The sequence below is a fragment of the Pseudoalteromonas sp. PA2MD11 genome (assembly GCF_017808125.1).
GTDB lineage: Bacteria > Pseudomonadota > Gammaproteobacteria > Enterobacterales > Alteromonadaceae > Pseudoalteromonas > Pseudoalteromonas simplex.
The window spans coordinates 126,247-149,562 of record NZ_JADKNF010000012.1; the positions used below are offsets into that span (position 1 = coordinate 126,247).

At 41.8% G+C, this 23,316-nt stretch carries 21 protein-coding genes and 1 riboswitch; of the genes, 15 read left to right on the forward strand and 6 right to left on the reverse strand.

Going from position 1 to position 23,316, the window contains the following annotated elements; all coding sequences use genetic code 11:
• Positions 1-6 precede the first annotated feature (6 nt).
• A complete protein-coding gene (locus ISP07_RS14050) occupies positions 7-3,732 on the reverse strand; it encodes a nitrate reductase subunit alpha (protein ID WP_209327957.1) in 3,726 nt (1,241 codons plus the stop codon).
• A 267-nt stretch (positions 3,733-3,999) separates the two neighbouring features.
• On the opposite strand from ISP07_RS14050, the gene ISP07_RS14055 reads away from it, so the two are divergent.
• The 10 genes from ISP07_RS14055 (at position 4,000) to ISP07_RS14100 (ending at position 11,921) form a co-directional block, all read left to right on the forward strand.
• Positions 4,000-5,820: a histidine kinase gene (locus ISP07_RS14055; RefSeq protein WP_209327958.1), complete on the forward strand. Its 1,821-nt coding sequence runs from the start codon at positions 4,000-4,002 to the stop codon at positions 5,818-5,820.
• 110 nt (positions 5,821-5,930) lie between these two features.
• Positions 5,931-6,060: riboswitch (molybdenum cofactor riboswitch) on the forward strand.
• The gene (moaA, locus tag ISP07_RS14060) at positions 6,048-7,019 is read left to right on the forward strand and encodes a GTP 3',8-cyclase MoaA (RefSeq protein WP_209327959.1); all 972 of its coding nucleotides are present in this window, start codon (positions 6,048-6,050) and stop codon (positions 7,017-7,019) included. Its footprint overlaps the riboswitch before it by 13 nt.
• Position 7,020: 1 nt before the next feature.
• Complete coding sequence (gene mobA, locus ISP07_RS14065) at positions 7,021-7,617, forward strand: molybdenum cofactor guanylyltransferase (RefSeq protein WP_209327960.1); 597 nt, start codon at positions 7,021-7,023, stop codon at positions 7,615-7,617.
• On the forward strand, positions 7,581-8,132 hold the full coding sequence (gene moaB / locus ISP07_RS14070; protein WP_209327961.1) for a molybdenum cofactor biosynthesis protein B: 552 nt from the start codon (positions 7,581-7,583) through the stop codon (positions 8,130-8,132). The genes mobA and moaB overlap by 37 nt, the downstream gene beginning before the upstream one ends.
• Entirely contained in the window at positions 8,132-8,626 is a 495-nt protein-coding gene (moaC, locus tag ISP07_RS14075) for a cyclic pyranopterin monophosphate synthase MoaC (RefSeq protein ID WP_166339499.1), read from the forward strand. The genes moaB and moaC overlap by 1 nt, the downstream gene beginning before the upstream one ends.
• On the forward strand, positions 8,619-8,864 hold the full coding sequence (gene moaD, locus ISP07_RS14080; protein WP_209327962.1) for a molybdopterin converting factor subunit 1: 246 nt from the start codon (positions 8,619-8,621) through the stop codon (positions 8,862-8,864). The genes moaC and moaD overlap by 8 nt, the downstream gene beginning before the upstream one ends.
• 2 nt (positions 8,865-8,866) lie before the next feature.
• Positions 8,867-9,316, forward strand: coding sequence for a molybdenum cofactor biosynthesis protein MoaE (locus ISP07_RS14085; protein ID WP_209327963.1), 450 nt, complete (start codon positions 8,867-8,869; stop codon positions 9,314-9,316).
• Between the two features lies 1 nt (position 9,317).
• A complete protein-coding gene (gene modA, locus ISP07_RS14090; RefSeq protein WP_209327964.1) occupies positions 9,318-10,061 on the forward strand; it encodes a molybdate ABC transporter substrate-binding protein in 744 nt (247 codons plus the stop codon).
• Entirely contained in the window at positions 10,058-10,768 is a 711-nt protein-coding gene (gene modB, locus ISP07_RS14095; RefSeq protein WP_209327965.1) for a molybdate ABC transporter permease subunit, read from the forward strand. Before modA ends, modB begins: the two co-directional genes overlap by 4 nt.
• Complete coding sequence (locus ISP07_RS14100) at positions 10,761-11,921, forward strand: ATP-binding cassette domain-containing protein (RefSeq protein ID WP_209327966.1); 1,161 nt, start codon at positions 10,761-10,763, stop codon at positions 11,919-11,921. The genes modB and ISP07_RS14100 overlap by 8 nt, the downstream gene beginning before the upstream one ends.
• Here ISP07_RS14100 and ISP07_RS20610 read toward each other — a convergent pair.
• The 3 genes from ISP07_RS20610 to narL are packed head-to-tail and all read right to left on the reverse strand — an operon-like array spanning position 11,892 to position 14,105.
• Entirely contained in the window at positions 11,892-12,176 is a 285-nt protein-coding gene (locus ISP07_RS20610) for a hypothetical protein (RefSeq protein WP_166339487.1), read from the reverse strand. The two genes, ISP07_RS14100 and ISP07_RS20610, sit on opposite strands and share 30 nt — an antisense overlap.
• Positions 12,177-12,192: 16 nt before the next feature.
• Positions 12,193-13,449 carry a gephyrin-like molybdotransferase Glp gene (gene glp / locus ISP07_RS14105; RefSeq protein WP_209327967.1) on the reverse strand — a complete coding sequence of 419 codons (1,257 nt, stop codon included), beginning with the start codon at positions 13,447-13,449 and terminating at the stop codon, positions 12,193-12,195.
• Between the two features lie 2 nt (positions 13,450-13,451).
• The gene (narL, locus tag ISP07_RS14110; protein WP_166339483.1) at positions 13,452-14,105 is read right to left on the reverse strand and encodes a two-component system response regulator NarL; all 654 of its coding nucleotides are present in this window, start codon (positions 14,103-14,105) and stop codon (positions 13,452-13,454) included.
• Positions 14,106-14,375: 270 nt separating this feature from the next.
• Here narL and ISP07_RS14115 point away from each other — a divergent pair, with 270 nt between their 5' ends.
• Both ISP07_RS14115 and ISP07_RS14120 read left to right on the forward strand, forming a co-directional pair.
• Positions 14,376-15,989 (forward strand): MFS transporter, encoded by a 1,614-nt coding sequence (locus ISP07_RS14115; RefSeq protein WP_209327968.1) that lies wholly within the window; start codon positions 14,376-14,378, stop codon positions 15,987-15,989.
• Positions 15,990-16,062: 73 nt separating this feature from the next.
• Positions 16,063-16,434: a ribonucleotide reductase subunit alpha gene (locus ISP07_RS14120; protein WP_199529954.1), complete on the forward strand. Its 372-nt coding sequence runs from the start codon at positions 16,063-16,065 to the stop codon at positions 16,432-16,434.
• Here the strand turns inward: ISP07_RS14120 and ISP07_RS14125 are convergent.
• A complete protein-coding gene (locus ISP07_RS14125; protein ID WP_209327969.1) occupies positions 16,431-18,149 on the reverse strand; it encodes a bifunctional protein-serine/threonine kinase/phosphatase in 1,719 nt (572 codons plus the stop codon). The genes ISP07_RS14120 and ISP07_RS14125 overlap by 4 nt on opposite strands.
• A 323-nt stretch (positions 18,150-18,472) precedes the next feature.
• On the opposite strand from ISP07_RS14125, the gene ISP07_RS14130 reads away from it, so the two are divergent.
• On the forward strand, positions 18,473-19,741 hold the full coding sequence (locus ISP07_RS14130; protein WP_209327970.1) for an MFS transporter: 1,269 nt from the start codon (positions 18,473-18,475) through the stop codon (positions 19,739-19,741).
• A complete protein-coding gene (locus ISP07_RS14135; protein ID WP_209327971.1) occupies positions 19,738-20,940 on the forward strand; it encodes an NnrS family protein in 1,203 nt (400 codons plus the stop codon). The genes ISP07_RS14130 and ISP07_RS14135 overlap by 4 nt, the downstream gene beginning before the upstream one ends.
• Before the next feature lie 21 nt (positions 20,941-20,961).
• Here the strand turns inward: ISP07_RS14135 and ISP07_RS14140 are convergent, their stop codons facing one another.
• Positions 20,962-21,708 carry a HesA/MoeB/ThiF family protein gene (locus tag ISP07_RS14140; protein ID WP_209327972.1) on the reverse strand — a complete coding sequence of 249 codons (747 nt, stop codon included), beginning with the start codon at positions 21,706-21,708 and terminating at the stop codon, positions 20,962-20,964.
• Between the two features lie 204 nt (positions 21,709-21,912).
• On the opposite strand from ISP07_RS14140, the gene ISP07_RS14145 reads away from it, so the two are divergent.
• Positions 21,913-23,103 (forward strand): alginate export family protein, encoded by a 1,191-nt coding sequence (locus tag ISP07_RS14145; protein ID WP_209327973.1) that lies wholly within the window; start codon positions 21,913-21,915, stop codon positions 23,101-23,103.
• The last annotated feature ends 213 nt before the right edge of the window (positions 23,104-23,316 follow it).

The following is a 23,316-nucleotide window of genomic DNA, read 5'->3' on the forward strand; positions in this document are numbered from 1 at the left end:
CCTCGGCTACTCGTTATCTAACCAATCAACTTTGTCCATCTTGCGGACAATAACAAACTCATCACGGTTACAACCTACGGTGCCATAGTAGTTAAAGCCGTAAGCTTGTTGCGCGTAACCACCAATCATGTGCGTTGGCTTCATAACTGCACGGGTTACCGAGTTGTGTATACCACCGCGTGTACCAGAGACTTCTGAGCCAGGGGTGTTAACGATACGTTCTTGTGCGTGATACATCATGCTCATACCTTGCGGTACACGTTGTGAAACAACAGCACGTGCGGCAATTGCGCCGTTTACGTTAAACACTTCTATCCAGTCGTTATCTTTGATATCGCCTTCTTTTGCGTCAACTTCACTGATCCACACAATTGGACCGCCTCGACTCAGGGTGAGCATTAACAAGTTGTCAGAGTAGGTTGAGTGGATACCCCATTTTTGGTGTGGTGTGATCCAGTTCAGTGTTAACTCTTTATTGCCATTTGGTTTTTTGCCAAGTAAAGGTTGTGTTGTCTTTAAGTTGACCGGCGGTTTGTAAGACACCATGGTTTCACCAAAATCACGCATCCATTGGTGATCTTGATAGAACTGCTGGCGGCCTGTTACTGTGCGCCAAGGAATTAATTCGTGCACATTGGTATAACCTGCGTTGTAAGACACATGTTCGTCTTCTAACCCTGACCAGGTTGGTGAACTGATGATCTTACGCGGCTGAGCTTGGATATCTCTAAAGCGGATTTTTTCTTCCTCTTTAGGTTTTGCTAAGTGAGTATGGTCTCGACCTGTAAACTCACCCAGTGCTGACCATGCTTTTACAGCTACATGACCATTTGTTTCTGGAGCAAGACTTAAGATCACCTCTGCAGCATCAATTGCGGTCTCAATTTTTGGACGCCCTTTATGCGGGCCGTCTTCTGTGTGGGTGTAGTTAAGCTCTCCTAAGAAATTAACTTCTGTTTGAGTGTTCCAATTAATGCCTTTACCGCCATTACCGAGTTTGTCCATTAATGGCCCGAGTGAGGTAAAACGGTTGTAGGTGTTAGGGTAGTCGCGCTCAACAACTAACATATTAGGCGCAGTAACCCCAGGGATAAGATCGCACTCATCTTTCCACCACATTGCAACGCCATCAGGTTGAGCAAGCTCTCCCGGAGTGTCATGCATTAGCGGTAATGTAACAAGATCGTTTTCAACCCCTAAGTGGCCTTCACATAAGGCAGAGAATTTTTTCGCAATTCCTTTGAAAATATCCCAATCAGAGCGAGACTCCCACACCGGATCAACGGCTTTTGAAAGCGGATGAATAAACGGGTGCATATCTGATGTATTCATATCGTCTTTTTCGTACCACGTTGCTGTTGGTAAAACGATGTCTGAATACAAGCAAGTGGTTGACATACGAAAATCAAGTGTGACCCATAAGTCGACCTTGCCTTCTGGCGCATTGTCGTGCCAAACAACATCTTCAGGTTTTTTATCACCACTTTCACCAAGATCTTTACCTTGCAGGCCATGTTTGGTGCCTAAGAAGTGACGCAGCATGTACTCATGCCCTTTACCTGATGAACCTAGTAAGTTTGAACGCCAAACAAACATATTGTGTGGGAAGTTTTGTGGGTTATCAGGATCTTCACAGGCAAATTTTAAATCCCCTGATTTTAGCTGTTGAACTGCATAATCTTTAGGTGATAGTCCTGCTTTTTCTGCATCTTTACATAACTGTAATGGGTTCATACCTAATTGTGGTGCAGATGGTAGCCAGCCCATGCGTTCTGCGCGGGTGTTGTAGTCGATAATTGAGGCTGACCATTTTTCTTTATCTGCTAGGGGTGATAGCACTTCGGTCATTTCGAGTTTTTCGTAGCGCCACTGATCGGAGTGATTGTAGAAAAACGAAGTGCCGTTCATTTGACGTGGCGGGCGTTGCCAGTCTAAACCAAACGCTAATGGTAACCAGCCACATTGTGGGCGTAGTTTTTCTTGCCCTACATAGTGAGCCCAGCCGCCACCTGATTGACCCACACAGCCACACAGCATCAGCATGTTGATAAGGCCACGGTAGTTCATATCCATGTTGTACCAGTGATTTAAGCCGGCGCCCACAATGACCATACTGCGGCCTTTTGTTTTGTCTGCATTGTCAGCAAATTCGCGGGCAATTTGGATAACATGGTCGGCATTCACACCGGTGATTTTTTCTTGCCAGCCCGGAGTGTAAGGCACATCATCGTGAAAATCTTTTGCAACGTTAGGATCGTCTAAGCCGTTATCTACACCGTAATGTGCAATCATTAAGTCAAAAACTGTCGCAACAAGTGCTTCACTGCCATCACTTAAAGTAACGGTTTTAACTGGTACTTTACGGACTTGAATTTCATCATGCTCAGTATGATGGAAATAACCCAGCTCGTGAGCTTGCGCGCCAAAGTAAGGGAATAACACAGACTCAGTGCTATCTGCATGATCTTTAAGGCTTAGCGCAAGTTTAAGGTCATCCCCTGTTTTACCGTCACGCTGTTCAATATTCCACTTGCCTTTTTCACCCCAGCGGTAACCAATTGCACCTGTAGGCGAAACTAATTGACCGCTTGTTTCATCAAAGCCAATGGTTTTCCATTTTGGATTGTTATCTTGTCCTAAGTTATCGGCTAAGTCGGCAGCACGTAAGAAAGCCCCTTGTGTATAGCCTTTATCTGATTTATCAAGCTTAACTAGCATTGGCATATCGGTATAACGACGTACATAGTCAGTAAAATACGCGCTTGGCTTGTCGATATGGAATTCTTTTAAGATCACATGGCCAAAAGCCATAGCAAGTGCTGCATCTGTGCCTTGCTTAGGTGCTAGCCACATATCAGACAATTTAGAACACTCTGAATAGTCAGAGGTGATTACGACGGTTTTGGTGCCTTTATAGCGCACTTCGGTAAAGAAGTGAGCATCAGGAGTTCGTGTTTGTGGCACATTTGAACCCCATGCGATGATATAATTTGAGTTATACCAGTCTGCAGATTCAGGAACGTCAGTTTGCTCGCCCCAAATCTGTGGTGATGCAGGTGGTAGGTCACAATACCAATCATAGAAACTTAAACAGTTACCACCAATTAAAGATAAGTAACGAGAACCCGCAGCGTAGCTAACCATACTCATTGCAGGGATAGGCGAGAATCCCATGATGCGATCTGGCCCATATTTTTTGGCGGTATAGACATTTGATGCAGCAATGATCTCATTTACTTCATCCCATTTTGCACGAACAAAGCCACCTAAACCGCGTTTTGACTTGTAGCTTTTCGCTTTTTCAGGATTTGTAACAATTGACTCCCAAGCAAGTACCGGATCTGAGTGTGCTTGCTTTGCTTCACGCCAAAGTTTTAATAACACTTGTCTTACTTTAGGGTATTTTAGGCGGTTAGCGCTGTAGATATACCAAGAGTAACTTGCACCACGAGGACAACCGCGTGGCTCATGATTAGGTAAATCAGGGCGGGTACGTGGATAGTCTGTCTGCTGAGTTTCCCAGGTGACTAATCCGTCTTTAACATATATTTTCCAGCTACATGACCCTGTGCAGTTTACACCATGTGTAGAACGTACAATTTTATCATGTTGCCAACGACGGCGATAACCGTCTTCCCAATCGCGATTTTCATCAGTTGTGACACCGTGACCACCTGCAAAACTCTGCTTGTTAGTCTTGAAAAAGCGCATTTTATTCAAGAAATGGCTCATTTACTTATTCTCCTATCCTGCTCAATTTTAGTGCGCTACCCATAGGCACTTCGACTAGCAGACAGCTACATTGCGAAACTTAATATAGTGCTTCGGCTGTACAGTACATTGATGTAGGTCACTATCTCAATATGATGTAAGTCAATGAAAATAATAAAGATACCCACAAATAGGTAGTGTCATTTTTACGTGTTTATGGTGAAAATAGTGGCCTTGGTATCATTCAAGCGTTATGGTTTTATAAAAGTGAAAGGGTGAGAATTTATTGTGGGTATTCGACTCAAAGAACTAAAAAGTACGTTCAATGGCTCGGTGATGATTTACATCAAGGGCTCCTTAGTCGGGATTATTAGTTTAGCAATATGCACGTTATTCTCGTCGTATTGGATCACTGAGTTAGCTGATTTGGATGCGCGCGCTATAAACTTGAGTGGCTCGTTGCGTATGGAGTCATATCAGCTTGGTATGCTGAGATTAGAACAGCAGCAGGAGCAGTTAGCTGCACAAATCAAATTGTTTGAGGATAAACTACAAGACCCAATATTTATTAAGCTACAAGATGACCCTCACTTATCGCCCTTGTGGCAGTCACTAGTAACGCATTGGCATCAAAATCTAAAACCCACCTTGCAAACAGGTTCAATTGAAGACAAGGCTCATTTACATCAGCAGGTAATTTTACTGGCAGGGTATGCAGACAAGTTTGTATCAGAGGTGCAAGTTCAGGCCGAGAATAAAATACGATTACTGCGTTCGATACAACTTGCTGCATTGTTTATTACTTTATTAGTGGGAATTTTTACTTTGCATTTGATCAGTCTCAGAGTTGAGAAACCAATGGCTGAACTAACCCATGCGGCCTATGCAATTGGCAAAGGAAACTTTACATACCACGTAAACCTCAAAGGAGATGATGAACTTGCGTTATTAGGAGCAACGCTAAACCACACATGTAATGCAATCGCATCAATGTATGGGCAGTTAGAGCGGCGAGTGAAAGAACAAACCAAAGAGCTTGAATTGAATAATCAAGCCTTATCATTTTTGTTCAAAACAGTGCGCATGTTGTTAGAAACACCACAAGAAAAGCTCAACTTTCAACACACGTTTGATGAGTTAGCTGAGTTGATTGAGGTTGAAGATATTGAGCTTTGCTTGATGACGGCAAGTGGCGATAGACCCTATAGCCAAATCAAGCCAAGCACTGATGAACATCCATTTTGTGCCAACCAAGATTGTGGTCAATGCACAGGAAATGGGGCGTTTATTTTAGTTGACCAACCAACTGTAACGCGCTTTCCATTACTGTATGGAAGTCGCAACTACGGTGTTATTGTTTTACGTGGCTCAGAAAAATTTAGCTCAGATTCTTGGCAAGTACAATTGGTTCAGTCTGTTGCTGATCAAGTCGCACTGTCGTTAAATTTACATGATCAGCAAGATCAGTCTCGAAGAATTGCACTTTTACATGAGCGCACAGTGATTGCTAGAGAGTTACACGACTCACTAGCGCAAGCACTCTCCTATTTGAAAATCCAAGTAACCCGTTTAACCAAAACGCAAGAAAAAGAAAAATATGAACTGCAACAGCCTATTATTGATGAATTAAAAACAGGATTAGATGCGGCATACCGACAGTTGCGGGAGTTGTTAACCACTTTCCGCTTAAAAATGGTGGGAGAAGGGCTTGAAGCGGCGCTAGAAAAAACCATAGAGCAACTGGCAGATCAGAGCAATATGCAGTTTCATCTAAACTTTAAGATAAGTGAAGTGCCCTTATCACCGATGGAAGAAATCCATTTATTACAAATAGCCCGAGAAGCAAGCCAAAATTGTGTACATCACAGTCAAGGAAATAATGCTTGGATCAGTCTTACTCTAGGGGCTGATAAGCATGTTGAGTTGTTGGTTAAAGATGATGGTATAGGTCTTAGCAACAGTCGAGATAAGCTTAACCATTATGGTATGGCTATCATGCAAGAAAGAGCAAAGCACTTACACGGCGAGTTATTTGTTGAAGACAGCAAATCTGGTGGCGCTGAAGTGAAATTGGTATTTCGCCCTGTGGGAGGAACTCAGAATTATTGAATATTGATTTGTAATTTTTATATTAATAAAAATATACCCTTACCACCTTTGGGGTAGGTTCAACCACCCCCTCTTTTGTATAGTGTTTTTTTTGCTAACTCTCTAAGCTTAAACCAGTTTAACGCTGAAGTACTTCCACCTAAACTTTCTGAGCATGGTGGCTGTACCGTGGTTTACCACCGGGTTTATAGAGAAATGTATAGGCCTCCCGATTTGGAAAGGCTGTAATGTTGCAAGATAGTTTTAATAGAAAATTTAGTTATTTACGCTTGTCAGTTACTGAAGTATGTAACTTTAAGTGTAATTACTGTTTACCAGATGGCTATCAGTGTGATTCACGCCCTAAAACACTTAATGTTGAGCAGTTGCGAATTTTAGTGGCTGCATTTGCTAAAGCAGGCACTGAAAAAATTCGCCTAACAGGCGGCGAGCCAACATTAAGACGTGACCTACCAGAAATCATTGCTATGTGCCGACAAACATCGGGCATACATACTGTTGCATTAACCACCAATGGCTATCGTTTACTCGACAAACTTCCTCGTCTTGTAGACAGCGGCTTAACTAACTTAAACCTCAGTGCCGATAGTTTAAACCCGCATACTTTCGCACAAATCACAGGCAGTAATAGCCTTAAAGAGGTGTTAGCGTGTGTTGATAAAGCACTTACGTTGGGTATAAAAAAAGTAAAATTAAATGCTGTTTTGCTCAAGCAATATAATGGCAAGGAATTGCAGCAATTTCTTAACTATATCAAAGATAAAGCCGTTAGTTTTCGATTTATTGAACTGATGCAAACCGGTGATAATCAAGCCTATTTTAGCGAGCAGCATGTACGTGGTGAAACCTTAAAACAGCAGCTATTAACATCAGGTTGGCGTGTATTACCAAAAGAGCCAAACGCTGGCCCCGCAGAAGAATTTTACCATCCAAATTATGCCGGTACGATTGGACTCATAATGCCTTACAGTAAAGATTTTTGTGCCAGTTGTAATCGGCTCAGAGTATCCGCTGACGGTAAGTTACATTTATGTTTATTTGGCGAAGCCAATGATGATTTGATGCCTTGGATTGCAAACCAAGATATTGAAGGCTTAAAACTGCACTTATCAAGCAGTGTTCTTAGTAAGTGGCATGGACATCAATTGCACAACGGCAATGCTGGGCTGACTAAACAGCTGGCAATGTTAGGGGGCTAAAATGGTATTAGGTATTGTGCTTGCTGGTGGGCAGTCGCGACGTATGGGGACAGATAAAGCAATGCTTACCGTGCAAGGAAAGACACAATTGCAGCGAGCAACTGATTGCTTGGTTGATGCTGGCTGTGAGCAAATAGCGATTAGCCGTAACGAAGCAGGTTTTATTACTGATCAGTTTTCACAGCAAGGGCCTTTGGCGGGGATCCAAGCCTGTTTAGCTGCTTACCAGTGCCACGAAGCGGTTGTGATCCCTGTAGATATGCCTTTAATTGAGTCACGCAGCATTGCAGCTCTTATTCAGTTTGGCAGAACGCAGGGGCATTCGTGTTATTTCGAATCCAGTGCATTACCTTGCTACCTATCTGATTTAGAAGTTGCTAAAGCGCAATGTATGCAGCGTTTACAACATGGAAAACGCTCAATAAATGGTTTTTTACAGGCGATAGAAGCTAAGCCATTAAGGTTTAAGCAAAACAACTTAGCTAAATATGAGTTACTTAATTCTAATACACCGCAGCAATGGCAGTTGGCGCAACATTTAATGATAAATAAGGAGCGAGCATGGGACGGGCAACATCACAGTCATTTATCCCGCTAAATATTGTTTTATTAACCGTAAGTAATACGCGCTCAATAGAACAAGACACTGCGGGAAAGTTACTCGTAAAGCTCATTGTTGAAAGCGGGCATCGTATACAAGAGCGAGTGATCAGCAAAGCTAATCCATATCAAGTACGTGCTCAGGTTGCAAATTGGATAGCGAGCGAGAGTGTACAAGTGGTGTTAATTGCTGGTGGCACAGGCCTGACTCATGATGATGTTACCCCGCGAGCCATTGAAGGACTATTCGATAAACAAATCAATGGTTTTGGTGAGCTGTTTAGACATGTTTCGTATCAGCAAATAGGCACTTCAACACTACAATCAAATGCGTTGGCAGGGATGGCAAATGGTACTTTAGTGGTTGCCATGCCGGGTAGCCCAAAGGCGTGTGAAACTGCTTGGCAGCATATTTTAGTTGAACAATTAGATAGCCGTCATGGCCCCTGTAATTTTGTTGCACAATTAAAGCAGGTGAGTTCAACGCAATGTGGATCGCGAGGTGAAGGCTAATGCAGTTAACGCATATTGATGAAACAGGCCAAGCTGCAATGGTTGATGTGGCAAATAAAGCAGTCACAATCAGAGAAGCTAAAGCGCAGGCTATTGTAAAAATGCAGGCCAATACCTTGGCACTGATTTGTCAAAATCAACTTAAAAAAGGCGATGTGTTAGCGGTTGCCAGAATTGCAGGCATTCAAGCAGCTAAAAAAACAGCGGATTTAATTCCTCTTTGCCACCCTTTGGCATTAAGCAAAGTGGCGGTTGAATTTACTATTGATGAGCTAAATTCAACGGTTCAAATTAATAGCTATTGTAAGTTAGCGGGGCAAACCGGTGTTGAGATGGAGGCGTTAACCGCCGTATCAGTTGCAGCATTAACAATGATTGATATGTGCAAAGCGGTTGATCAGGCAATGACGGTTGATGCGTTATGTGTGACATACAAAACGGGTGGCCAGCGAGGTACTTATCAGCGAAGCAACGAGGAGCTAGTAAATGAATAAGGTGTTATTTTTTGCCCAATTAAGGGAGCATCTAGGGTGTGACACTCTGGTTGTTGATGCAGCTGGCTTATCTGTTCAGGCGTTAAAGCAGCAACTTGCCCAAAAAAGCCCACAATGGCACGACTGGCTGCTTAATAAAGATGTACTTGTTGCTGTTAATCAAGAATTGGTAGATGAGCAAACACACATTGAGCTACAGGATGAAATAGCTATGTTCCCACCGGTAACCGGAGGATAATAATGATCCGAGTTCAAGAGCAAGATTTTGATTTAGGGGAAGAATACCAAGCTTTGGTAGCTGATGACAGCACATCTGGAGCGGTGGTGTTGTTTGTAGGGCGCGTACGGGATTTAAATCAAGGCCATAAAGTCCATGATTTATACCTTGAGCATTATCCGGCCATGACAACAAAGTATTTACAGCAGCTTGAAAACCAAGCACTAGAATTATGGCCGATAGAAAAAGTAACCCTTATTCATCGAGTAGGGAAGTTGTCTCTACAAGATCAAATAGTACTTGTGGCAGTGTCGAGCGCACATCGAGAAGCAGCATTTGAAGCTGCCGAGTACCTGATGGATTTATTAAAAACCAATGCCCCATTTTGGAAAAAAGAGCACATTGAAGGAGAGCAAACTCGCTGGGTTGAAGCAAACCATAAGGACACGATCGCAGCAGCACAGTGGGGCTAAAATGCGTCAATTTTTTAAGCATGGATATTTTGTTTTACTGTTAGTCAGTGTACTTGTAATTAAAACAGCAAGGGCCGATAACTCAAGCGCACAATTAACCATAGCCTGCTCAGCAAATTTTAGTGCCACAATGGAGCAGCTAACTGCGTTATTTATTGCAGCCTATGATCAGCCCATTGCAATTAAAGTATCAACGGCTTCTTCGGGAACATTGGCGACGCAAATTATGCATGGTGCGCCATTTGATTTGTTTTTTTCTGCTGATAAAGCTTACCCCGCACGCCTGAATAAACAAGGAATAGGTATCGAAACAGCTCAATACGCTGCGGGTGTATTAGTTTTGTATGCAAATAAGCAAGATGTAACTCTCGAACAATTAACAAGCAATGCCCGCAATTTAACGCTGGCCATTGCAAACCCTAAATATGCGCCTTACGGAAAAGCGGCAATTCAGACGCTTGAGCAACTACAATTTAAACCAAAGCGTCTTATCAGAGGCAACTCGGTGCTACATGCTTTTCAATATGTTGACAGTGGCCATGCTGATTTGGGTTTTGTTGCGAAAAGCGTATTGCAGCCACAGCAGCAAGCTAAAGCGATTGAAATTCCACAAAGCTGGTATGAGCCTATCACGCAAGATGTACTACTGCTCTCAACATCAAGCCATGCCCGTGCTTTTTTTGAGTTTATGCAAAGCAAGCCTGCTCATACTTTAATTCAAAAAATGGGTTATAAATTGCCATGAGTGAAGGCGATTTACAGGCGATTTATTTAACCCTTAAGCTCGCTTCGTTAACAACCTTAAGCTTGCTTGTGATCTGCGTACCGTGTGCGTATTGGTTGGCGCGCAGTCGGCATGGCGTAAAGCCTTTAATCGAAACGCTCGTGACCTTACCGTTAGTCTTGCCGCCAACAGTGATTGGTTATTATTTTTTAGTTCTTTTTTCTCCTAATCAAGGGCTTGGGCTTTGGTTGAATGAAGTGTTAGGTGTGCAATTGGTGTTTAGCTTTTCAGGTATTTTTTTAGCATCAATGATCTATAGTTTACCTTTTACATTTAGGCCGTTACAAAGTGCTTTTGAGCAATTGCCCACTGATTTATATCAGGCCGGTTCATTGCTCGGCTTTTCACCTGTAAAGCAGTTTTTTTTAATTTTATTACCGACTATCAAGCCAACATTATTAACAGCGGCAACATTGAGCTTTGCCCACACGATTGGTGAGTTTGGAGTAATATTAATGATTGGTGGTAATATTCCTGGGGAAACACAGGTTGTATCGCTCGCTATTTTTGATCATGTAGAAAGTTTAGATTTACAAGCAGCAGACTCATTAGCAGGGCTAATGCTGGTTTTTTCGTTTGTGACGGTTTTTGTTTGTCAGTGGTGGCAACGACAAAGTACTCAAATGAATGAACTAGCTAGCACGGCTTTGCGAGGTCAATGTGACTGACGTAGCGTTCAAAGACACTGTAGCTGATTTAAATATCACCATTGAGCAACCTGTTAAGCAGCATTTTATTTGCTCACTTGAAAGCCAACACATTGCGGTTTTGTTGGCTCCTAGCGGTGCTGGCAAAACAAGTTTATTTAATGCCATAGCAGGTTTATCTCCGTGCTTGGGAAGTATTAAAGTGGCGGCTGAGCCGCAAGAACGTTTACCCACCTATCAGCGCCATATTGCTTATGTGACCCAATCTGCTTTGCCATTTAGCGGTATCACTGTGGCTAAACTCATTAAGTTAGTTATTCAGCAGCAAGCGACCCCTTTTGATGTGAGCTGGGCTATTGAACCATTAGGAATAAGCAATAAATTAACAACCCCGTGCCAGCAATTAAGCGGTGGTCAAAAACAGCGTGTTGCATTGTTGCTAGCCATGCTAAAAGGAGCACCTTTGTTACTTTTGGATGAAGTGCTTTGTGGCTTAGATCAAACTAGCAAACATCATTGTATTGCGGTTATTCGTCATTATTTAAAATTAGCTAATGCAGCAGCCTTAGTTGCGTGTCATCAGTTTGAAGACATATTAGCACTCGCAGACTCAACACTTTTACAGTTAAAGCAAGGTGATAATCAAGTTTGGCAAGCTTACCCCGTCGAAAGTGGTTTGCGTTATTACCAACAAGCCGGCTTACCTACCGAGCAGCAACAAGCGGTTAAGGCTGTGCGTTCAGCCAGTGAGTTTGTATCTACCTTTAGTGCCACAGTCATTGCGCATCATTATGAGTTAGGGTTAAGTGAGTATCAGGTGGGGCAGCAGCGCTGCTTTACCCGATTAAATGCTCATCATACAGAGCTGCAAACCGTTTCACTTATGCTCAGGGCTAACCGTGTTGGTCTTGCAAAAAATGCCCTTTGCCAAAGTAGTTTTGTGAATCAATTAAAAGTACAGATTGAACATGTCAAAGAGGTGAGCTGGCAAGGTGAAAAGGGCACATTAATCTCTGTAAGATTACCAACTCATGCAGGGGCGCATTTGATCAATGTGTGGATCACGCATTTATCTTATATCCAACTGCAGCCTCAATTATCACAAACGTGGTATTTAATTGGTAAAGCAGATGCAATGCATTGCTCAGGGCGATACGAGATTGTTTCTGACTAATCCGCGTCTGACATTTTTACATAGTTTTGCAAAGCGAGATATTTCATTAAAATGAGGGATGGTGCCAATGCTCAGTTGGTGCTCCCAGTAACATAGCTCAGTATCAACAAGTTCCATAAGCTTTTTGGGGCAACCTACGCAGGAGTTATTAGGGCCGCAAAAAAAGGTATCGGGCTCGTACAGAGGCAGCTCATCTTTAACTTGCGCGATGAGCTGGTACATAGCAGTGACACGATCTGGTTTTTTTGCGTTCATTATGCTGCTTAAAAAACTAATTAAGTGCGATATCAAATGGTTGAAAAGCAACAATATCGCCACTTTGCCACTGTGATTGGTTTGCATCAAGAATAAGATAACCCGTGCTTTTGCTAAAGGTGCTTAAAACCCCCGAACCTTGTCCTTTCAGTGGCCTAACGACTGTGCCTGCTTCTGTATGTGATAAGGTTGCTCGCATAAACTCTGTTCTTCCCGTTTTTTTACTAACGGCGCTCGCTAAAGGTAAACGTAAGTTTGGTGTTGCAGTGATTGATTCACCGGCCATTTTTCTAAGCGCAGGTAAGGCGAGTTGATGCAAGGTGACTAAGCTTGAAACAGGGTTGCCCGGTAAGCCCATAAAACGCTTTGCATAATTGTGCTCACTGCGTTTTTCAAAATGGCCATAGGCAAAGGGTTTACCAGGTTTAATTGCGACTTTCCAAAATTGCATGCTGCCAAGTTGAGTTAATACCGCTTTGGTGTGATCTGCCTCACCAACTGATACACCACCTGATGAAATAACCACATCAGCATTGTCAATAGCTTGTTCAAAGGCTGCTTTTAGCGCATTTGGGTCATCATTAATAATGCCGAAGTCCAGTACCTCAAACCCTAAGTTATTTAATACACTGGCAGAGCTATAGCGATTGCTGTCAAAAATACCCTCATTAGCACGTTGGCAACCAGGCTCAAATATTTCATCGCCAGTAGATAAAATAGCGACTTTTAGTGGCTTGTATACGTTAACACTTGCAATGCCTAATGATGCTAACATGCCAATGTCTGCTGCTTTTAGACGATGACCTTTGGTAAAAATTGTCTCGCCTTTTGTGATGTCTTCACCTTGGTAGCGCACATTTTGCGCTTTTTTTGAGGGACAACTAAAAGTGATAAAATCGCCATCAACAGTAGTGCTCACAATCGCTTGCTCTTGCATAACAACAGTATCAAAGCCTTCAGGAATAGGGGCACCTGTCATGATGCGAATGCAACTACCTTGTTGCCATTGCCCGTTATACGCATTACCGGCAAAGGCTGTGCCTATTAGCTTTAATTTAGAATGAACACTGAGATCGTTAAAATTAAATGCGTAGCCGTCCATCGCTGAGTTGTTATAACTAGGTACATTGATATCAGCAATAATGGGCTCGGCAATAATTCGTTGATGCGCGAGTTTTAACGGCACCGTTTCGCTTTCGACACAGGGGGTATTGTCATCAATAAGTGCTTGGCGAGCCTCTTCAAAAGGTAAGAATAAAGCGGACTGCGACATTATTATGATCCTTTTTGTTGATTGATCATCCACACTGCTGCTTCAACACGCGAGCGCAAATCTAATTTTTTTAGTAGATGTTTTACATGCACTTTTACAGTGCCATCTGAAATATCGAGTTCTCGTGCAATGAGTTTATTTGATAACCCTTTGGCAATGAGTTTTAAAATTTCAAACTCACGGCTAGTTAGCGTATTAATAAGATTCGCTTTTTGTGATACATCAGGTTTGCGAATGGCTTGAGCGAGTATGTCGGTGAGTTTTTCACTTAGCACCATTTTACCAACCGCAGCTTGTTTCATTTTTTCAAGAATTTCTTCAGGATCCATATCTTTTAATAGGTAACCATCTGCTCCGTAGCTAATTGCAGTTAATACATCCTCATCGTTATCTGATACGGTAAGCATAATTATTCTCGCAGTAACATCCTGTAGGCGCATGGCTTTGAGTGTTTCAAGGCCATCCATTCCTTGCATATTAAGATCAAGAATAATTAGGTCAGGATCGTGTTCTACTGCTAAGGCAAGCCCTTCTTTGCCATTGGAAGCTTCTGCGATGATCGTAAGTTCATCTTCAAGTTCAATGAGTTGCCTTAACCCTTTGCGTAATAAAGGGTGGTCGTCAATTAATAAAACGGTAGATTCTGAAACACTCATAGCTTGACTCAATTTTTCACTTAGCTTGGAAACGGTTGCAATTATCTTAGCGTGGAACAAGTTAGGGTTCATCTAAAACAATAAAGCTACTCCCAATAACCTATCAGCATTATTAATTATTTATTTAAAAACAGGTTGTTAGGGTTTTTTATACCCATTTATAGGTAGTGGCTAGTAGTGCTTGTTTTAATTCTGTTACCCATCTATGTGAATTGTACTGCCTTGATATTATGACCATAGTGGCCGTATCTAATAAATAAGGAGCGGCAAATGGCTGATCTAAAAAGGTGGGAGCCCGAAAATGAAGGGTTTTGGGAATCCCAAGGCAAAAAAATAGCGCAAAGAAACCTGTGGATTTCGATACCAAGTTTGCTTTGTGGTTTCGCAGTTTGGTTATATTGGGGCATTTTAACAGTACAGATGATGAATGCCGGATTCGCATTCACGGCGGATGAGTTATTTACGCTCACGGCGATTGCCGGGTTGTCTGGTGCAACACTACGGATCCCGAGTAGTTTCTTTATTCGCTTTTGCGGTGGTCGAAATACTATTTTCTTTACGACTGCACTGTTGATGATACCTGCATTTTTTACAGGGTTAGCATTGCAAGACCCTACAACCCCTTTATGGCAGTATCAATTGCTAGCCTTACTCTCTGGTTTTGGTGGCGGTAACTTTGCCTCTTCAATGTCAAATATCAGTTTCTTTTTCCCTAAAAAACAACAAGGTTTGGCGCTTGGCCTTAATGCAGGTTTAGGAAACTTTGGTGTCACGACAATGCAAATCCTCATCCCGTTATTTATGACTTATGGAGTATTTGGTGCATTAGGTGGCGATCCAATAACCTTGGTTAGTCCATCGGGTAGCTTAATTGGTAAAATCCCTGCTGGCTCAGATACATGGATACAAAATGGTGGCTATTTATGGTTATTGATTTTGCTTCCTTTATTTTTTGCTTCATGGTTTGGAATGAATAACATTCGAACTCCAGAGGTATCGCCTAATCTAGGTAGCCCGATAAGCGCTTTTGCTATGATTTCGGTGATGCTGTTAATTGGCTTAGCAACCGCGGCGGCAGGGCTTTGGTTAATGCTGTCCGAATCAGCCAATGGTTCAGGTTTAGGCGTACCTAAAGAGTTGGTTTTGGTGTTAGTGGTGACTGTGACTGTGTTTGCGTTGAAAATGTTGCCAGGAGCAATCGGTGAGAGCTTATCAAAGCAGTACCAAATATTTAAAAATAAACACACATGGGTGATGAGTATTATTTACACCATGACTTTTGGTTCATTCATTGGTTTTGCCGCGGCATTCCCGCTTGCTATTAAAGTGATTTTTGGTTTTCAGCATATTGAAGTGGCTGGTGTTATGACCCACGACACAGTAAACCCTAATGGCCCAAGTGCATTAATGTTTGCGTGGATGGCGCCATTTATTGGTGCGTTAATTCGCCCAGTTGGCGGTTGGATTGCCGATAAACTGGGTGGTGCGCTGGTAACACAAGTGTGCTCAGTCGTGATGGTGATTTCATCGCTAGGCGCTGCTTATTACATGAAAGCTGCTTATCAATCAGCGACGCCAGAAGAGTACTTTGTGCCATTCTTTGTTTTGTTTTTAGTGTTGTTTGCTGCAACAGGTATTGGTAATGGTTCAACTTTCCGTACCATTGCAATGGTATTTCCAAAAGAGCAAGCCGGGCCTGTTTTAGGGTGGACATCTGCAGTGGCTGCATATGGTTCATTCTATATCCCAATGGTATTAGGTCAGCAAATTAAAGCAACGACACCAGAGGTGGCACTGATTGGCTTTGCTGCATTTTATGGTGTGTGTGTAATTATTAACTATTGGTTTTATTTAAGAAAAAATGGGGAGTTCTATAACCCTTAATTCTCTCCACTTCTAGAGCCATTAGTCTTTTGGTTTTTGGCTCTTTTTCTTACCTAAAAGTCAGAGGAATACAATGAGTAAGTTTCAAGAGTTACTATCAATGGCTCGCTATCAGCCAGAACAAGTTAAATTATTAATGCTATTTACCAAGGCAAATGTTGAAAACTCACATAATGATGTAAATAAAGGGGTAATTGAGCCGGTGATGTGCGTTGATAAATTGCCAGATGAATTACTTGATTATGAAACCCTGTGCCGTGAAGCCGATGCCATTAATAAAGACTGGGATTTAGTGTTTATTACCAGTATTGCGGCGAGCGTGGAAGCAAGTTTGATTGACAAAAGTATGAAATCAATGGTGAGCGATGTGCAGACGGGGCAAAATACAGCCATGTATGTTGTACTCGACAGAGAAGATAATTTAGTTGAATTAGTGGGTGCTTAGTTTTTACTGAATAAGTACATCATTAATAACAAAGTAATGAACCAAAACCCGCTAACTATCTTCCAAAAAACCAAGCTACTGGCCTCTTTAGGTTCAGGGCTTGGTTTTAAAAAAACTGGGTTAGGGGTGGTGAGATCATTAAGCAAACCCTCAACAGTTTCATAGCGCTCGGTTAAATCAAAACTGACGCCTTTTTGTAGTGCTTTATCAAACCAAACTGGGATTATAGGGTTGTGAGTTGAGGCACTTTGATAACGTAACTTGTCGTAGTCACTCATGCTTGTGCATTGCTCTATACGCTCGCTATAGGGGAGGTGTTTGGTGAACAATTCGTAGCAAATGGTGGCGAGGCTGTAAATATCGCCTTGTACGGCGCTATTTTTACCAACAAGGTAGTTTGGATCTGAATAACTTGCTGTTCCAAGTGCGCCAAGGTGTTCTATTGGGCGGTAGAGTTCAGCGACACCAGCAACAAAAACCGAACCAAAATCAACAAGTTTCACCTCATCATTGGCCAGTATCATAATATTACCCGGTTTTAGATCTTGATGAATAGCATCATTGCTATGAAAGGCTTCAAGCGCTTGTGCAACTTGTTTTACAATGGCAATGGCTCGCTTGGGCTTGAGTGGGTAATTGTTTTCCAGCCAAGTATCTAAGCTTTCACCATTTAACCACTCCATCAGGTAATAGAGGGCGCTACGAGGACGTGTGTGCTGAATAATTTTTACAACATGGGGTGAGTCAATACGACTGCCAATCCACTGCTCTTTAATGAATCTGTCGATGTAGTGATTATCATCTTCAAAATTAGCCGACGGTGTTTTCATGGCAAAGCGTTCACCGGTCTCACAGTCTTCAACTGAATAAAGTTGACTGCGGGGGGAAGAAAAGAGCTCTTCTATTATTTTATAGCCATCTAGTTTCATGCCGGCATTAAGCTCAGGCGGAAAAGGTAATTTGGTTAGCTCTTCGGTAAAGTCACTTTCATCTTGATGAGGCAGCTCATGAATTTTTACCACTACACAACTAATGTTATCGTCACTACCTTGCTCTAATGCCAGCTCAGTTAAACGCTCTGACATTGATGCTGTACTACTTTGATGCATTAATGTTTGGATCAGTTGCTGCGTCGATAGAAAATCGTGGATGCCATCACTGCTTAGTAGGTAGATGTCACCTTGTTGTAACTCGACGCTGCAGTAGTCAATGTGTAGGTTGTTATCCATTCCCATGGCACGTGATAAAAATGATTTTCCTTGCCCTAAATGAGTTGTGTGATCTGTGGTAAGTTGCTCGAATATTGCATCTCTTAAGCGATACACTCGGCTGTCGCCAACGTGAAATATATGCCCATGAATTCCTTTAATAACCAAGCTACTAAAGGTTGATAAATAGCCTTTGTTATCATGCACAAACTCATGACTTTTTCTAAAAAGGCGTAAGTTTATTGCCGATAAAACCTGCTCCCCGCTGCGACTGACCGACCAAGTATCAGGGGTTTTAAAATATTCACTTAAAAAGCGTTTGACTGCGGTTTCGCTTGCTTCTTTACCAGCCTCAGCTGAACTCACTCCATCTGCAACACAAAAGGCGCACCCTTTTACATACCTAAGGTATTCATCTTTAGGAACTAAAAAGCCTGCATAGTCTTCATTTATTTCTTTAATGCCACTTGAGGACTTAAATCCAGCATCGATGTGTGTACTTAACATGGCGAGTTATCATTGCTCAGAAGTTACGTAAATAGTGCAAGAAAAGCTGCCCATTGTTCAATATTGAAATAACCATTTTTGCTTAAAGTAAGATTTATGTTATTTGTTCTGGGTATAAAAATACCCAATAAGTGGTAGATACAACCCTTTATTAACTCATTGATTTTATTTGTCTTTGTTTTGTTGTTGTTGTTCTTGTTTTGGTAAAATATAAAAACCGATGCATTGTAGGTAGAAGGGCATACATTACAGCCGCTTTAGGTAAAATTAGGTTTTAACGCACAGTGCGAAACGTCGTTTTGCAACCAGTTAAGGGGGGAGGGATGCAAGAGTTGGAAAGAAATCGGGCTTTAGTGCTAGCGACTCTAGCATTTGCAGCCAACTTTTCAGTTTGGACTCTGTATGCAGCAATCGTTCTGCCGATAGCATCAATGTGGCATTTAAGTGTGACTGAAATTGGTGTACTGCTGGCAGCACCTATGTTGACGGGCGCCATTTTGCGTATCCCTGTTGGCTTATTGGTTGACTGCATGTCTGCAAAGCTATTGTTTGTTTTGCAAATGTTACTTTGCATACCTGCTTTGTTACTGCTCTATGTTGCTTCAAATTACAATTATTTATTAATGATTGGGCTGTGGATTGGCATTAGTGGCTGTTCATTTACTATCGGCATTCGTTATGTCTGTGACTTCTTTCCTCGAAAACAGCAAGGTACTGCGATGGGAGTGTTCGGTGTTGGTAATTCTGGTGCTGCAATTACACTCGTATTTGCTCCTTGGTTGATCGAAAACTATGGCTGGCAGTGGGTTGGTCCTGCGTATGCATCAGGGTTGGCTATTATTGCTGTCATGTTTTGGCTATTAGCGCCCAGGCAGCCTGTACTCTCTGAGCAGATTTATCAACCGCCGCAACGTTGGCAGCAATTACTAAAAAATCATCATATATGGCGTTTGGGGTTGTACTATTACTTTGTTTTTGGCTCTTTTTTAGCGCTGTTAATGTGGTTACCTTATTATTATATGCAGGCGTATCAACTCTCTTTAACCCAAGCGATGGCCTTTACTTTGTTTTTTGTAGCCACTTCATCGGTGATCAGAGCATTAGGAGGATGGTTTGCTGATAAATACGGTGGGCGTAGTGTTAACTGGAGTGTTTTTTGGGTCTGCTTAGTTTGCTTATTCTTTTTAAGTTACCCCCCAACCAGTATGACAATTCACGGTGTTGAGCAAGATGTGGATTTAACTATTTCAGTTAATGTTTGGGTGTTTACGGCACTGCTTTTTATTATCGGTCTTGCGCAGGGTTTCGGTCGAGCGAGTGTGTTTAAGATGATCCATGAACATTACCCGCAACAAATGGGCGCAGTGGGCGGGATTGTGGCAGCTGTTGGTGCGTTAGGAGGCTTTACTTTACCCATACTCTTTAGTTATGCCGTTGATTTTGTAGGCTTCTATAGTGCCAGCTTCATGATGCTTTATGGTGTATTAGCGGCTTGTATGATGGTGATGTACTTCGCATTGAAAGCGCAACGATACCAACGTAGGTTAAAAGAGGCATCAAGTTATAATTTTTTAGAAGATGATGATCTATGAAACAAGCAACTTCGGATGAAAAAGTAAAACCAATGCCGGTGTTATTGAGACTTGCATTTCGACCTTTATTTTTATTAGGTGGTGCGTTTAGCTGTGTGGCGTTGGTATTATGGGGGCTTGCATTGAGCGGCCAATACTCATTTGCTCCTTACGGAAATATCTTATTTTGGCACAGCCACGAAATGATTTTTGGTTTTGTCTCTGCGATTGTTGTTGGTTTTTTATTAACCGCGGTGCAAAACTGGACATCTATCCCAAGTATCAAAGGTAAAAAGTTAGCTGTTTTAGTAGGAGTATGGCTGCTGGCAAGAGTGTTAATGCTTATGAGTTTTACACCGCAATGGTTAATGCTCGCGATTGATGTATTGTTTTTACCTTTAGCCGGATACTGGCTCGCAAAACCAATAATTGCTGTTGGACAAACCCGTAATTTGTTTTTTGTTCCAATTATTGTATTACTCAGCGCCGCTAATTTATTTATGCATTTGGGTGTGATTTTAAAAATACCTGCTCTTTACTCTCATGGGTTTATGTCGGCAATATGGTTAATTACATTGCTCATGAGCTTGCTAGGCGGGCGTGTGATCCCATTTTTTACAGCCAACGCCACAAAGACGCCTAAGCCAGAGCCTTTACTTTGGCTTGAAATAATGAGCTTAGGGAGCACCTTGTTTATTTGTGTGTTGTTTTTTGTTGGCGCAATTTATTATATTCCAGCAACTTTCATAGGTATTTTAATGGTATTTTGTGCCGTTGCTCACGTGATACGTGCGTGGCGTTGGCATTTTAGCTTAACATTAAATACGCCACTTTTATGGAGTTTGCATGTTGCTTACTGGTGCATTCCAGTTGGGGTTTTTCTAATTGGCCTATCCTACTTATCTAATTTAGTAACTGTGTCTACGGCATTTCATGCTTTAACGGTGGGTGCAATGGGAAACATGATCCTCAGTATGATGGCTCGTGTCAGCCTTGGGCATACAGGGCGACAACTCATCGTTCGCCATTCAATTATTATTGCATTTGCATTAATTTTGATAGCGGCCATAGTAAGGGTGTTTGGTGCCTTGCTGATTAACGACTTCAGCCATTATTTTATTTTTGCATCAGTCATTGCTTGGTGCTTAGCCTATGGTGTATTTGTATTAGTCTATTTTCCTATTTTGACTAAACCAAGAGCAGATGGTCGCCCAGGTTAATCGCTGTATCACACGTGTTATTTATGTTCTGTGCTGGCATATTTTGCAATGTGTGTGTTTTGCTATTTTAAATGTCTTAAAAGTGAGTGTTTGTGCATCGTATAGCGTTAATGCTACTTGGTCTGGGTCTAAACCTAGCAGGCTTTTAATTGCTTCTGTTGCTTGTAATGTGCCGATTGTCCCAACAACCGGTGAAAGAACACCTGCTTCCATGCAACTTAGGTTAGGTTCTGTAAATAAACGCGCAACACACTCATAACAAGGGTCATTGTTACGCATTGGAAAGTGTATTATTTGCCCTTCCATGCGAATAGCCGAGCCTGAAATTAATGGTGTTTGATGTTGCCAGCATAGTTTGTTTATTAATAAGCGAGTGGTTAAATTATCACTGCAATCAATTACGACATCGGAATTTTCTATACAGTGTTCGTGTTGCTTCTTAAAGTGTGTAGCATGAATATCAATCTGATTTTGCGTATTGATTAAAGCCAATGCTTTTTTGGCTGACTCGACTTTGTTTATGCCAACCGAATGTTCTGGATGGAGTATCTGCCTTTGCAGGTTAGTTACATCAACCGTATCGCCATCAAAAACCGTTATTTTCCCAATCCCCGATGCTGCTAGATAAGGCAAAGCAGCACATCCAAGTCCGCCCGCACCAATCACAAGAACATGACTGCTCATAAGCTTTTCTTGCCCTTCTTCTTGCACATGCGGTAATAAAATGTGGCGGCAGTAACGCATCGTGTTGGTTTGGTCTAGCTGCATAGTTTTACCCGTCTTGTTCTTAGATATTCGGTTAAGGTGATCTGAGTAATCTAGCCTACACCAACGGGAGAGTCGATGTTATACCTCTTTGTGGGTGAGTGTTGGGTTTTGTTGGTAACGCAATGATTTTATTGATTTAAGTCAATTTTTGAAAGGCGGCCTGCTCGTAGGCTACTAGCAATTATATAGATAGCAGGTAGTGATATGAAAACACAAATCGCAATTATAGCAGCTGTGGTTACCTTAAGTGTGTCGTGGCAAGTTCATGCGGATACAGTCGATAATTTACAAAACATGCTAGCAAATGGTGAAACGCACGGGATGTTTCGTTACCGCTTTGAAAATGTTGATCAACAAGGTGTCGCTGAGCAGGCAAATGCATCGACCTTGTTAACACGTTTAAATTATACATCGGCTACGCTCAAAGGTGTGCAAGCGCTAATAGAGTTTGACAATGTATCTGTTATTGGTAGTGAAAATTATAACAGTACAATAAATGGCTATGTTGATCATGCTGTTGTGGCTGATCCTAAAGGGACTGAGCTGAATCAAGCTAGCTTAAAATATAGCAATGATCAGTTGGAGTTTATTGCGGGTCGACAACGTATTAATTTAGATGATCAGCGTTTTGTTGGTGGTGTTGCATGGCGTCAGAATGAACAAACATTTGATGGCTATCGGGTTGTTTATAAACCGAATTCAGCACTCAAGTTTGATTATAGCTACGTATATAATGTTAATCGTATTTTTGGTGAAGATAGCCCTTCGGGAGATTTGCATGGCAAATTACACTTTGCCAATGCTGCTTATCAGTTTAATAAACATTTAACTTTATCAGGCTTTGCGTATCTGTTTGATTTTGACTCTGCTTCAGCATTATCGAGCCAAACACTTGGCATACGAACAAAGGGAGCGATTACTGACTCATTAACATATACCTTAAGTTATGCGCGTCAAAGTGATTATGCCGACAATGCTGCGTCATATGATGCAGACTACTTACTTGCTGAGCTACAAGGTCGCTTAGCGTCTGTTAATTGGACGGTGGGCTATGAAGTGTTAGGTGCAGACAATGGGGTTAGCTTTAGCACGCCATTAGCAACAGCTCATAAATTCCAAGGTTTTGCAGATAAGTTTTTAGCAACACCGACAGAAGGCATTGAAGATTTATACCTAGGTGTAAGTGCAAAAATGTCGGGTGTAAAACTTGCTGCGACCTATCATAGTTATCAAAGTAATGAGCAAAGCATTGATTATGGAGATGAAATTAACCTATCTGCTGCTTATGCTTTTGCAAAGCATGCCAATGTCTTACTAAAGTATGCAAATTATCAAGCTGATGATTATGCCACTGATACTGATAAAGTGTGGTTAATGCTGACATATAAGTATTAACCTGAAATTTGAACTTCCGCGATCAGAGCCTCTTAGGGGGCTTTTTTCTTTTTAACCTACCAAAGAAATCATAATCACAGAGCTATTACTTTTAATCTTGCTTTTTTCCGACAGGGTATTTGTTTATCTCTTTGTGAGTAGTGTTGCTTAGTAGGCTTGTGCTTACACGTAATATGACGTTTACCAAAGTAGGTAAGTCAAAATTGTGCCTTC

Excerpts from the sequence above, each read along its gene's own strand:
- ISP07_RS14050 (WP_209327957.1), bottom strand. The coding sequence starts at position 3,732 with ATGAGCCATTTCTTGAATAAAATGCGCTTTTTCAAGACTAACAAGCAG.
- moaA (WP_209327959.1), top strand. The coding sequence starts at position 6,048 with ATGTTGCAAGATAGTTTTAATAGAAAATTTAGTTATTTACGCTTGTCA.
- mobA (WP_209327960.1), top strand. The coding sequence starts at position 7,021 with ATGGTATTAGGTATTGTGCTTGCTGGTGGGCAGTCGCGACGTATGGGG.
- moaB (WP_209327961.1), top strand. The coding sequence starts at position 7,581 with ATGGGACGGGCAACATCACAGTCATTTATCCCGCTAAATATTGTTTTA.
- moaC (WP_166339499.1), top strand. The coding sequence starts at position 8,132 with ATGCAGTTAACGCATATTGATGAAACAGGCCAAGCTGCAATGGTTGAT.
- moaD (WP_209327962.1), top strand. The coding sequence starts at position 8,619 with ATGAATAAGGTGTTATTTTTTGCCCAATTAAGGGAGCATCTAGGGTGT.
- ISP07_RS14085 (WP_209327963.1), top strand. The coding sequence starts at position 8,867 with ATGATCCGAGTTCAAGAGCAAGATTTTGATTTAGGGGAAGAATACCAA.
- modA (WP_209327964.1), top strand. The coding sequence starts at position 9,318 with ATGCGTCAATTTTTTAAGCATGGATATTTTGTTTTACTGTTAGTCAGT.
- modB (WP_209327965.1), top strand. The coding sequence starts at position 10,058 with ATGAGTGAAGGCGATTTACAGGCGATTTATTTAACCCTTAAGCTCGCT.
- ISP07_RS20610 (WP_166339487.1), bottom strand. The coding sequence starts at position 12,176 with ATGAACGCAAAAAAACCAGATCGTGTCACTGCTATGTACCAGCTCATC.
- glp (WP_209327967.1), bottom strand. The coding sequence starts at position 13,449 with ATGTCGCAGTCCGCTTTATTCTTACCTTTTGAAGAGGCTCGCCAAGCA.
- narL (WP_166339483.1), bottom strand. The coding sequence starts at position 14,105 with ATGAGTGTTTCAGAATCTACCGTTTTATTAATTGACGACCACCCTTTA.
- ISP07_RS14115 (WP_209327968.1), top strand. The coding sequence starts at position 14,376 with ATGGCTGATCTAAAAAGGTGGGAGCCCGAAAATGAAGGGTTTTGGGAA.
- ISP07_RS14120 (WP_199529954.1), top strand. The coding sequence starts at position 16,063 with ATGAGTAAGTTTCAAGAGTTACTATCAATGGCTCGCTATCAGCCAGAA.
- ISP07_RS14125 (WP_209327969.1), bottom strand. The coding sequence starts at position 18,149 with ATGTTAAGTACACACATCGATGCTGGATTTAAGTCCTCAAGTGGCATT.
- ISP07_RS14130 (WP_209327970.1), top strand. The coding sequence starts at position 18,473 with ATGCAAGAGTTGGAAAGAAATCGGGCTTTAGTGCTAGCGACTCTAGCA.
- ISP07_RS14135 (WP_209327971.1), top strand. The coding sequence starts at position 19,738 with ATGAAACAAGCAACTTCGGATGAAAAAGTAAAACCAATGCCGGTGTTA.
- ISP07_RS14140 (WP_209327972.1), bottom strand. The coding sequence starts at position 21,708 with ATGCAGCTAGACCAAACCAACACGATGCGTTACTGCCGCCACATTTTA.
- ISP07_RS14145 (WP_209327973.1), top strand. The coding sequence starts at position 21,913 with ATGAAAACACAAATCGCAATTATAGCAGCTGTGGTTACCTTAAGTGTG.